At 69.7% G+C, this 2724-nt stretch carries 2 protein-coding genes; both read right to left on the reverse strand.

Annotated features, from left to right (window positions below; all coding sequences use genetic code 11):
• Positions 1-1710 (reverse strand): condensation domain-containing protein (locus tag ABDJ40_RS24590; RefSeq protein ID WP_347613735.1); only part of this gene is annotated, 1710 nt, incomplete at its 3' end.
• Between the two features lie 5 nt (positions 1711-1715).
• Positions 1716-2724, reverse strand: a 1009-nt coding sequence (locus ABDJ40_RS24595) for a non-ribosomal peptide synthetase (protein WP_347613737.1), incomplete at its 5' end; no start/stop codon positions are given.

Raw genomic sequence — 2724 nt, forward strand, 5'->3', positions numbered from 1 at the left:
CAGCTCCACGCTGCGCCGGGCGCAGATCGCCACCCGATCGTCCGGCTTGAGCCCCAGTCCCTGCAGATGCCGCGCCAGCCGGTTCGTCTGCGACTCCAGCTCCGCATAGCTCAGCCGCCGACCTGCCCCCTGCACCGCGGTCGCCTGCGGCGTGCGCACGGCCTGCGCCGTGATGCGCTGACCCACGCTCTGCTCAGGCGCCTCTTGCTCCGGCCCTCGGCCCAGCGCCAGCAATGCCTGGCGCTGCGGCTCGCTCAGCAGGGCCAGTTGTGCCACCGGCGTGCTGTCACTGCGCACCATGTCCTGGAGCAGTGCGACCCAATGGCCCAGGTAGCGCTCCATGGTGGAACGGTCGAAGAGCGCACTTGCAAAATCAAGGCTGCCGCGCACCTGCTGCCCGGCATCGTGCAGCGTCAGGGTCAGGTCGAACTGGGCGCTGGCCTGCTTCAGCTCCAGGCTTTCCAGTTGCAGCCCGGGCAGCTCCAGTCGGCCTTCGGGGGTGTTCTGCCAAGCAAAGAGCGTCTGGAACAGCGGCGCATGCGCCATGCTGCGCGGCGGCTGCACCGCCTCCACCACCTGCTCGAACGGCAGGTCCTGGTGCTGCTGCGCCGCCAGCACCTGCGCCTTGGCCTGCGCCAGCAGCTGTGCCACCGTCTGCCCCGGCTCCAGCCGCAGGCGCAGCGCCAGGGTGTTCACGAAGAAGCCGATCAGCGGCTCCACCTCCGGACGCTGCCGCCCCGCCACCGGGCTGCCGATCACCACCTCGTCCTGATTGGCCAGGCGCCCCAGCACCGCCGCCCAGCTGGCCAGCAGCGTCATGTACGGCGTCACGCCATGGCGCTGGCTCAGGGCCTTGATGCCCTGGCTCAGCGAGGCATCCAGTGCGATGTCCACGCTCGCACCGGCATGGTCCTGCTGCGCCGGCCGCGGCCGGTCGCCTGGCAGCTCCAGCAGCACCGGCGCGCCGGCCAGGGCCTGCTTCCAGTACGACACCTGCTGCTGCAGCCGCTCCCCGGACAGCCAGCGGTGCTGCCATGCCGCGTAGTCGGCGTACTGGATCTGCAGTGCCGGCAGCGGATCTCCTTCACCGCGGAGGTAGGCCGTATACAGCTGGCGCACCTCGTCCACCAGCACCCCGATGGACCAGCCATCCGAGACGATGTGGTGCATCGTCACCAGCAGCACATGCTCGCGGGCGCCCAGGCGCAGCAGGCAGGCCCGCACCAGCGGCCCATGCTCCAGATCGAAGGGACGGCCCGTCTCCAGCAAGGCGGCCTCGTGCAGCGCCGCCTCCACATCCGCCTGGCCGCTCAGGTCCTGCACCGGCAGCGCCAGCCCCACGGGGGCATCGATCACCTGCACAGGCTCTCCGTCCACCTGCACGAACCTCGTGCGCAGCGCCTCGTGGCGCTCCACGATGCGGCCCAGTGCACGCTCCAGCGAGGCCGAATCCAGCTCGCCGCGAAGACGAACGGCGACCTGCACATGGTAGGCAGGACCGCCCTCCCCCAGCTGCTCCAGGAACCACAGGCGCCATTGCGCCAGCGAGAGTGGCAGCTTGCCGCTCCTGGGGATGTGGTCGATGGGCGCGACCTCTTCGGGCACGACTCGCCTGGCCAGATTGGCCTTGGCGCGCTCAAGCAGCTCGCGTCGCTGCTGCAGGCTCAGCTTGGAAAGGGAAGGACCGGAAGTCGGCAGCTCAATAGTCATGGTCGTCACCTGCTGGGCGAATCGTTTTGCATCAGCGCTGCCAGCTCCTGCGGATCAAACTGCAGCAGCTGGGCGTCAAGCACCCGCTCCTCGAGCTGGGCAATCGTGGGATGTGAGAAGAGGTCTTGCAGATCCAGCACCAGGTCGAACTCGTCCTTGATGCGGGAGGCGAGTTGCACCGCCATCAGCGAATGCCCGCCCAGCTCGAAGAAGTTGTCGTGACGGCCCACGCGCTCCAGCTGCAGCAGCTCGGCCCAGATGGCCGCCAGCGCGGTCTCCACCTCGCCCTGCGGTGCCTCGTAGCCCCGCGTCGCATAGTCGGACTCCGCCGGCGCCGGCAGCGCCTTGCGGTCCACCTTGCCATTGGCCGTCAGCGGCAGTGCCGCCAGCTGTACATAGGCCGCCGGCAGCATATAGCCCGGCAGCAGCTCGGCGGCCTGCGCTCGCAGCTGCTCGGCGCTGGCCGTGCCCGTGTAGTACGCCACCAGGCGCTGCTCGCCGGGCTGGTCCGCGCGCGCCAGCACCACCACGTCGCCAGCTTCCTCCGCACCCAGTCCGGCCAGCTTGGCCTCGATCTCCCCCAGCTCGATCCGGAAGCCCCGGATCTTCACCTGGAAGTCATTGCGCCCCAGGTACTCGATGGTCCCGTCCGCCTGCCAGCGGCCCAGGTCCCCGGTCTTGTACATGCGTGCGCCGGCCTCCTCGCTGAAGGGGTCTGCCACGAAGCGTTCCTGCGTCAGCTGATCTTGGTTCAGATAGCCGCGCGCCACCCCGGCACCGCCGATGTGCAGCTCCCCGGCCACCCCGATGGGCACCGGCTGCCCTGCCGCGTCCAGGATGTAGACCTGCGTGTTCGCGATGGGCCGCCCGATGTGCGGCGTGCCCTCCCCTGGCTGCAGCAGCCCAGAGGTCGCCACCACCGTGCTTTCCGTGGGGCCGTAGTTGTTCACCAGCTGCTGCCCCGTCGGCAGCCCCTGCGGCCAGCGCCGCAGTCGGTCTCCCCCCGTCAGCAGG

It is taken from the genome of Roseateles flavus, from assembly GCF_039872765.1.
Lineage (GTDB): Bacteria > Pseudomonadota > Gammaproteobacteria > Burkholderiales > Burkholderiaceae_C > Roseateles_B > Roseateles_B flavus.